This is a genomic window from Conexibacter sp. CPCC 206217, from assembly GCF_030646165.1.
Lineage (GTDB): Bacteria > Actinomycetota > Thermoleophilia > Solirubrobacterales > Solirubrobacteraceae > Conexibacter.
Genome location: NZ_JAUTDO010000020.1, coordinates 1 through 8,382, shown reverse-complemented (window position 1 = coordinate 8,382; position 8,382 = coordinate 1). Strand labels below are relative to the sequence as shown.

The following is an 8,382-nucleotide window of genomic DNA, read 5'->3' as shown; positions in this document are numbered from 1 at the left end:
GAGCTGCACCTCGGTGCGGTCGCCCAGCTCCGAGTCGTGCGTGTCTCTCGGATCGAGCACCGGATGGTGCGCGAACACCATCACGTCGTCGATCGCGTCGTCCTGCGCGGCGCTCGCGAGCGCTTCCTGCAGCATCGGCAGCTGCGCCCAGTCGCTGCCGCGCAGCGTGCCGAGCGAGCTGTTGAGCAGGATGAAGCGCGTGCCCTTGTGGTCGAACGTCCCATACGCTCTGCCGAACTCGGCGCGGAAGGCGTCGAGCGTGCCCTGTCCGGCGGTCACATACGACTCGTGGTTGCCGGGCACGTAGAGGCACGGCACGCGGTCGCCGCTCGGATCCGGCACCGGCTCGCCGAGTCTGATCAGGTCGCAGCCGCCCTGCTCCAGTGTCTGGCGCGCAAGCGTCAGGTCGGCCGGCTCGCCGCGATCGGTGACGTCGCCGTTCAGCACGACGAGGTCCGGGTGCGTCGCACGGATCCGCTTCAGCGCCGCGATCCCGACCTTCGCCAGCTCCGGGTCGCTCGACGTGAACTGCACGTCGGACAGCGACGCGAACGTGAAGTCGGCGTCGTCCTGCAGCGTGCCGTCCGGTGAGACGAGCGCGTCGGCGCGCAGCGGCTCCTCGGCCGGCAGCTCGACCGGGCTGGGGTTGTCGGTCTCGATCCCGCCGAACGTCAGCACGCCGTCTCTCTGCAGCGACGTGTTCGTCTCGATCGCCTGGAAGTAGCTGAAGCGAACCGGGAACCTCGTCGACGGGGGCGGCGTGAACTCGACCGTCTCCCAGTGGTTGTCGCCTCTCAGCGCCGGCCCGTAGACCGTCACCGCGACGTTGGACGGGTCGCGGAAGACCGCGTACGTGAGCGAGACGGGAACGCTTGCGCGGACTCTGATGCGGACCGCCAGCGGCTGGCCCGGCAGCGGCACGCCGTCGTCCCAGGCGTTGCGGGCGTTGAAGCCCATGTTGCGCGACGCGCCGTAGGACAGCTGCAGCCCCTCGGGCGTGTTGACGAGTCTGGCGCTGGTCGTGCCGTTGGTGACCCAGCGCGTGTTCGCGCCGTCGTCGTCGAACGAGTATTGCGTCGCGGTCTCGCCGCCGACGGAGATCGGCAGCGCCGCCTCCTGATCGCCGACGCGGACGTGCAGCAGCGTGCCGCCGACGGACTTCGGGACGATCTTCAGCGCGTCGCCAGCGGGCCGCACGTCGATCACGGAATCGTCGTAGTCGAGGTCGAGGTCGGTGGCGCCGACGGGAGCGGTGAAGCCCTCGTCGTCGCGACCGGTGACCTTCACGACGACCGCGTCGGACGCATCGGCCGAGTGGATCGCGAGCCGCGTTCTGTCGAGCTCGACGGAGCTGAGCGGGCCGAGCACTCTGACGGTCGCATCGGCCTGCGCCGTGTCGGTCGTCGCGCGCACGCGCAGCTGGCCGAAGACGTTCTCGGGCGCCTTCAGCAGGCCGCCGTCGACGCTGCCCTCGTTGACCGACCAGCGCACGTCGCCGCGTGCGAGCGCGACCGGCACGAGGTTGTCGTCCACAGCGGAGGCGCGCAGCGTCCGGTGCAGCCCGGGGAAGACACGTGCGTCGTCGCCGGAGGGCGTCACGACGAGTTGCTCGGCGACGCCGCTGCCGCGTCTGACGAACAGGCCGACGCTGTTGGCGACCGCGCGCTCGCTGCCGTCGGAGGGATCGTTGCGCAGCGTCGCTCTGTCGTCGCCGACGCGGCGCGCGACCATCGTCGTCGAGCCGCCGCTGTCGAGGTTCATCGCGGAGTCGGCGCCGAGCCCGAGCAGCACGTCGGAGACCTGCTGCGAGCTCATGCCCGGGACGGTCGCGTCGCGGCCGTCGGTCGTCAGCAGCAGCATCGTTCTGCCGCCGTCCTTGAAGCCGATCGCCGTGCGCGGGTCGACCGTCGCGTCGAGTCTCGGCAGCATCGCGCCGTCTCTGATCAGGATCGCGTTGCCGCCGACGGCGAAGCGCAGCTGTCTGGCGACGGCATCGGTGAGGCCGTAGTTGACCGTGACCGGATTGCCGGGGGCCAGTCTGCGGATCGCCTGCGCGGATCTGTCGCGGCCGGCGAGGTAGTACGCGTCGGCCGGAATCGGGCCGCCGCCGATGCTGTCGGGATGGACCTCGACGGCTCTGCCGTCGCGCACCAGCACCTCGGCGACGTCTCTGGCGTTGACGAAGGCCCGCGCGCGGCTGTACGTGCCCCACTTCGGCGTGAACAGGACGAGCCCGTCGGTCGGCGCGGCGCCGGCCGTGTTGATCTGCCGGATCGTGCGCGCGCCGCCGTTGAGGACGGCTCTCGCGTCGATCGTCATGTCGACGAGCTGGCCGATGCCGTCGTTGGTGACGCCGGCGGTCGGGCGCGTGCGCGCGTCGTAGTTGGACGACTTCAGGTACTCGCCGGATCTGATCGCGGAGCCGGTCGGGGCGTTGGAGTTGTCGATGTCGTAGAAGTCGCCGTTGACGGCCGCGACGGCGCCGGCGCTGTTGGCCCACTGCGAGGTCGGCGCGCGCGAGGCGACGACGTCGCCGGACAGCAGGTCGGACGAGATCGCGCCGTTGGAGAGGTCGGCGGTGAGGACCTGGTAGTCGGTCCAGCCAGCGGCGCCGAGCGCCTTCACGTGACGCAGTTGGAGGCCGGGGCCGAGCTGCTCGGTCTGGTCGACGAGCGTGAGCTGGTCGGCGGCCTGCGCGGCGGCGGGGAGCGCTGCAAGCGCCGCGGTGGCGGCGAGCAGCGCCGGCAGGCGCGACCAGCGCCGGGCCTGGGACGGAGGATTCAACGGGTTCCTTTGAGCCGGGGAGCGGGGCGAGCGGGGCCTGAACGGCCACCGCCGCGCCGGGACCGGCGCGGCGGTGGTCTGCGTTGCTGGTTGCTGCTGTGGTCAGGTGCTGCGGTGCTGCCTAGCGGCGGACCGTCACCGCGAACTGCGTGGCGTTGCGGCCGCTGCCGACGCGCAGCGTGTAGCGACCGCGGGCGAGCTTGCGCGTCGCCTTCAGGTTGCCGACGGTGCCGCGCGCGTACGTGCGGCCGTTGCGGCGCAGGCTCGCCGAGGTGTTCTTCTTGACCTTGGCGGACTTCTTCGAGGCGGCTCTGCCTGTGTACGTGATCGTGCATCTCACGCTCGTGCCGCCTCTGATCGAGCAGACGACGGTGGCATCGCGGCCTCTGTCGCCGGTCTCGCCCTTGGCGCCGGCGTTGCCGGTGTCGCCCTTGTCGCCCTTCGGGCCGTCGACGCCGACCGGGCCGGTCGCGCCGTTGGCACCGGCCGGACCACCCGCGCCGTCAGCGCCGATCGGACCGACGGGGCCGAGCTCGCCGACCGGGCCGGTCGCGCCGTCGCTGCCGTTGGCGCCGTCGGCGCCGTTGCTGCCGTCAGCGCCGTCGGCGCCGTCTCTGCCGGCCTCGCCCTGCGGGCCCTGGTCGCCGGTCGGGCCCTGCGGACCCTGGTCGCCCTGGTCGCCTCTCTCCCACTGCGCCGTGGTGCTGGTCGCACTGACCGTCACCGTGTGGCGCGCCTCGGCGGCGTTGGAGGCGAACACGAAGCGCGCCGTCGAGACGGCGTCCGGACGCGCCGGCGCGAAGCGCACCAGCAGCGTGCAGGACGCGCCCGGGGCGACCGTCGTGCCCGTGCAGCCGTCGGCGGCGACGATGAAGTCGCCGGCCGGGCCCTCGAGCGTCTCGATCCGCTGGAACGTCAGCTTCAGCGGCTGGTCGCCGGTGTTGGCGACTCTCAGCTCCTGCCCCAGGCCGACCGTCTCAGCCGGCTGCAGCGGGAACGTCGGCGCACTGATCCAGGCCTTCGGACCGGGCGCCGTGGAGGGCGTCACCGTGATCGTCTTCTGCGCGCGGATCGGGCTGATGTCGTCGCCCGTTCTCATCGAGTCGGCCTCGGCGACGACCGCGACCGTGCCCGTCTTGAGCGCCGTCAGGGCGCCCGTGGCGGGGTCGAGGATCGCGACCTTGCCGGCGTCGCGCGCCGCTTCGACGGCCGCGTCGCCGGCGCCGAGCGCCAGCGTCGAGGAGCCGCTCCAGCGGACCGACATCGGGTAGCGCAGCGGCACGCGGCGCGTGCCGTTGGAGACGCCCGACGGCTGCACCAGCTCGCCGCCGATCGGCGCCGAGCTGCCGACCTCGAGCGTCGCGGGGACGCTCAGGTCGATCGACTGCGCGAACGGACGCACGTCGGCGTCGAGCCAGTCGCCCGCCGCGTTCGCGGCGCCGTCGACGCTCCAGCGCACCCAGCCGGTCATGCCGCCGCGGTCCGGCGTGCCGTACGGCGACTTGCCGGAGGACGGCAGCACGACGTAGGGGACGCCTTCGACGCGGTTGACGTTGACGATCTGCGCGTGCGAGCCGACCATCGCGACGCCCTTGCCGGAATCGGCGCGGAAGTCAGACAGCAGTCTCTCGATCAGCTCGACCTCCATGCGGTCGCCGAGCTGGCTGGCGTCCGCCGGGTCGGGGTCGTTGGTCGGGTGGTGGGCGAAGACCATCACGTCGTGGATCGACGGGTCGGCCTTGGCGCTCTGCAGCGCCTCCTGCAGCATCGGCAGCTGGCCGAAGTCCGAACCGCGCAGCGAGCCGCGGGTCGAGTTCAGCAGCACGAAGCGCGTGCCCTTGTGGTCGAACGTGCCGTACGGTCTGCCGAAGTCAGCCGACCAGGCGTTCAGGTTGTCGCTGCCGTAGGACTCGTGGTTGCCCGGCACGTAGTAGCAGGGGACCGTGTTGGCGGTCGCCGCCGGAACCGGCTGGCCGGCCTCGACGAGGTCGCAGCCGGCTTGCGTCAGGACCGTTCTCGCAAGGTCGACGTCGGCCTGGAAGCCGGTGTCGACGATGTCGCCGTTGAGGATCACGAAGTCCGGTCTCTGCGCGCGGATGCGCTTCAGCGCGGCCGTCGCGACCGGCACCAGCTCCTGGTTCGCGGCGGTGAACTGGACGTCGGAGAGCGTCGCGAACTGGAAGCGGTCGCCGCCGGTCGGCAGTCTGCCGTCGGCGTCGATCAGCCGGTCCGCCTTCAGCGGCGGCTCGGCCGGCGTCGAGATCTCGCTCGGCACGTCGACCTCGAGGTCGTCGAGCACGAACGAGCCTCTGTACAGTCTCGCCGCCGCGGTCTCGATCAGACGGACGTTGTCGATCCGCACGGGGTAGACGACGCCGCTGGTCGGCAGCGAGGTCGTGACCTTCGTCCAACCCGGTCTCGTCAGGTAGTCGCCGCGCAGGTCCATCACTCTGCCGGCGGCGCTGGAGGCGTCGCGCAGCGAGATCGTCGGCCACTGGCCGTTGCCGTCGCTCTTGACCCAGACGGAGACGCGCAGCGGCTGGCCCGGCAGCGTGATCTGTCTGTTGAGGACCGCGCCCGCGCTGCGGGTGGCCGTCGCCTCGGTGAAGTCGTAGTCGACTCTGAGGCCCTTGCCGGTGTGGCCGTCGTCGGTCAGCGAGACGCCGCCCGTGGGCGAGCGGTCGTGACGGAATCTCCACACGCCGTCGGTGTCGAAGCCCGAGACGGGGAGCGTCTGGAAGCCGACCGTGATCGGGATCGTGACCGTCTCGGCGCCGGCTCTGACGGTCAGCACCGTCGCGCCGTTGCCGACCGGCGTGACTCTCAGACCGCTGCCGGAGGGCGCGATCGCGACGACCGCGTGGTCGTAGTCGAGTCTGAGGTCGTTGGCGTCGATCGTCGTCGCGTAGCCGTCGGCGTCGCGGCCGGTCAGCGTCAGCGGCGAGGCGGCGCTGTCGGTGTCGGTGAACGAGAGGCGGGCGCGCGAGGGGTCGAGCTGCGTCAGCTCGCCCAGCACGCGGACCGTCGTCGTCGCCTGCAGCGTGTCGGTCGTCGAGCGCACCGTCAGCGTCGTTCTGGGCGCGTCCGGTGCCCTCAGCAGCCCGCCGGAGACCTCGCCCTTGTTCGCACTCCAGCGCACGTCGCCGCGCGGGAGCGCGACCGGGCCGCCGTTCTCGTCCGCGGCTCTGACCGCGAAGGTGCGGTGCAGGCCGGGGAAGACGCGCGCCTCGTCGCCGCTGGTGCTGACCAGCAGCTGGTCCGCGACGCCGCTGCCCGGCTGCAGGAAGATGCCGACGCCGTTGGGCGTCGCGCGCTCGCTGCCGTCGGACGGCGTGTTGCGGATCGTCGGGGAGGCCGCGCCGAGCGGGCGCGCGATCAGCGTGCTGGAGCCGCCGCCGTCGAGGTTGACCGCGTCGTCGGCGCCGAGCGACTTCATCAGCTCGCCCATCTCGGCCAGTCTCGGGCCCAGGACGCTCGTCTGACGGCCGTCGGCGACGGCGAGGATCATCGTTCTGCCGTCGGCGGTGAAGCCGACCGCGGTGCGCGGCGCGTTCGACTGGTCGCCCTGCGGCTGCACGACGCCGTCGAGCAGCAGCCGCTGCGCGGCGCCGATCGCGAACTTGAGGTCGTCGACCCCTTCGCCGTTCATTCTGTACTGGAAGTCGACCGCGTCGCCGACTCTCAGCGTGCGGATCGCGGCGGCGCCGGCCTCACGGCCGACGAGCGCGATCGTGTTGGCGGGCAGGACGCCCTCGCCGGCGTCGGCCGGGTCGACCGAGACGACGACGCCGTCGGTGACGATCGCCTCGGCACGGTCGCTGCTGGTGCCGGTCGCCAGAGCGCGCGAGTAGGCGCCCCAGTTCGGGGTGTACGCGGCGATCGTGTTGGCACCCCGGCCGAGCGCGTCGAACGAGCGGACCGCGTGCGGGCCGTCGGGGAACGTCGCGGTCGCCTCGAGCGCGATCGAGGTGAGCGTGCCGAGACGGCCGTTGGTGACGCCGACGACGTTGTCGTCGTCACCGGACTTGACCAATCTGCCGGATCTGACGGCCGGGCGCAGCGCTGCGCCGGAGTTGCCGATGTCGAAGAAGTCGCCGTTGACTCCGGCGATCGCGCCGGCCGATCTGGCCATGCTGGTGAGGCCGGCGGCCTGCCCGACGTGGTCGGCCATCAGCAGGTCGGTCGAAACGGCTCTCTGCGACAGGTCGACGCTCAGCACCTGCGCGTCGGTCCAGCCGCTGGAGCCGAGCGTCTCGAGGTGCCGCAGCTCGATGCCGGGGCCGATCTTCTCGTGCGTGTCCGTCAGCGTCAGCAGGTCGGCCGCATTGGCTCCTGCGGGAGCGACGAGCGCGATTGCGGCGCCGGCGGCGAGCGTCGCGCGCAGGCGACGGCGCGCGGACGGCGGCGTGGTGGGAAGCAAAGGTGGTCTCCTGGAAGGTGAGTACTGCGGGAGCCGCCGGCCGCGCGAAGAGGGCGCGCGACCGGCGATGGTGCTCGCGCCGCAGCGCCGCGCCGGCACGAGGCCGGCGCGGCGGGCGGGTGGTGCGGTGGTGCGTGCCGCGGGTCGCTGCCTGTCAGCGGACGGTGACGGCGAACTTCTGCGCCGTCTTGCCGCTGCCGACCTGCAGCGTGTACTTGCCGCGCGCGACTCTGCGCGTCGCCTTCAGGCTGCTGACGCTGCCCTTGGCGAAGGTGCGGCCGTTGCGCACGAGGCTCGCCTTGGCCGTCTTCTTGACCTTGGCGTTCTTCGCGGCTCTGCTGGAGTACGTGACCTTGCACGTGACTCTGCTGCTTCTGATCGTGCAGGTGACGATCGCGTCGCGACCGGGCGCGCCCTTGTCGCCCTTGGCGCCTCTGGCACCGGCGTCGCCCTTGTCACCCTTGGCACCGGCCGCACCGGCCGGGCCCTGAGCGCCGTCGGCGCCGTTGCTGCCGACGGGACCGATCGGACCGGTCTCGCCCTGCGGGCCGACCGGACCCTGCGGGCCCTGCGCGCCGTCTCTGCCGTCGGCGCCGTTGGCGCCGTCTCTGCCGTCGACACCGTCGGCGCCGTCTCTCCCGTCCTGGCCGGGGATGCCGGCCGGGCCGTCCTCACCGGGGATGCCGGGGATGCCGTCATCGCCCTTGTCGCCCTTCGGCAGACCGGTCGAGTTGGCGGTGATCGTGACCGTGTGGCGACGCTCGGCCGTGTTCGCGTCGAACACGAGCTTCGCGCTGGAGGTCGCGTTCTGACGCGACGGGGCGAAGCGCACCAGCACCGTGCACGAGTCGCCGGGGGCGACCGCGACGTGGGAGCAGGTGTTGTCGGCGACGACGAAGTCGCCCTGCGGGCCGTCGGTGGCGACGATTCTGCCGAGCTTCAGCTCGAGCGGCTCGTCACCGGTGTTGGCGACGGTGACGGGCTGACCCTCACCGATCGTCGTGGCCGCCTGGTCGGGGAAGACCGGAGCGGTGATCGACGCCTTCGCGCCGGGGCCCGTGTAGGCGACGACGTTGATCGTCTTCGTCGTCGTGATCGGCGACATGTCGTCGCTGTCTCTCATCGAGTCGGCCGCGACGGTGACGTCGACCGAGCCCGTCTTCAGCGCGGTCAGCTGA

The 8,382-nt window shown here is 72.0% G+C and carries 2 protein-coding genes and 1 pseudogene; all 3 read right to left on the bottom strand.

Going from position 1 to position 8,382, the window contains the following annotated elements:
* Positions 1-2,784, bottom strand: a 2,784-nt coding sequence (locus Q7L65_RS27540; RefSeq protein ID WP_304726673.1) for a phosphodiester glycosidase family protein, incomplete at its 3' end; no start/stop codon positions are given.
* Between the two features lie 121 nt (positions 2,785-2,905).
* Positions 2,906-7,204 (bottom strand): phosphodiester glycosidase family protein, encoded by a 4,299-nt coding sequence (locus Q7L65_RS27535; protein ID WP_304726671.1) that lies wholly within the window; start codon positions 7,202-7,204, stop codon positions 2,906-2,908.
* Between the two features lie 154 nt (positions 7,205-7,358).
* Positions 7,359-8,382: pseudogene (locus tag Q7L65_RS27530) on the bottom strand (metallophosphoesterase); the annotation flags it as partial.